We start from the raw sequence: 508 nt of genomic DNA, 5'->3' as shown, positions 1-508 counted from the left end.
AACTGGTACTGCACGGGCGCTCTTCGGTCGGCACGCCGGTGCGCGACATCATGGTCAAGGATGTCATCACCGTGGACACCCACCAGACCGTCGACACCTGCCTGGGCATCATGTCCGACAAACGCCTGCGCCACTTGCCGGTGGTGGAAAACGGCAAGCTGATCGGCCTGCTGTCGATCGGCGACCTGGTGAAAGAGGCGATTGCCGAACAGGCGGAGCTGATCAAGCAGCTGGAGCAGTACATTCGCGGGGAGTGATCTCCAAAATCCGCCACACGTCCTGTAGGAGTGAGCCTGCTCGCGATAGCGGTCTGTCAGTGACAGCATCATTGACTGACAAACCGCTATCGCGAGCAGGCTCACTCTTACAATTGGTTTTGCGGTGTGTTCAGGAAGGCCAATGCCGGGCAAACACCGGCGCCAGCACCGGGTGCCGGTCAATCCGCTGCAACCACGCATAGAACCCCGGGCGCGTTTGACGCAGATGCTCGCGGCTCCCCGCCCAGCGC

General features: G+C 61.4%; 1 protein-coding gene and 1 pseudogene. One reads left to right on the top strand and one right to left on the bottom strand.

Annotation, left to right across the window (positions count from 1 at the left end; all coding sequences use genetic code 11):
- The coding region (locus J5M71_RS27300) for a CBS domain-containing protein (RefSeq protein WP_207838652.1) at positions 1-257 on the top strand (257 nt) is incomplete at its 5' end.
- Between the two features lie 130 nt (positions 258-387).
- Here the strand turns inward: J5M71_RS27300 and J5M71_RS27295 are convergent.
- Positions 388-508 (bottom strand): annotated as a pseudogene (locus J5M71_RS27295) (glutathione S-transferase); the annotation flags it as partial.

The sequence above is a fragment of the Pseudomonas sp. 43(2021) genome, assembly GCF_017490805.1.
Classification (GTDB): Bacteria; Pseudomonadota; Gammaproteobacteria; order Pseudomonadales; family Pseudomonadaceae; genus Aquipseudomonas.
Note: the sequence above shows the minus strand (reverse complement) of the source record. Positions and strands in the feature narration are given on the sequence as shown.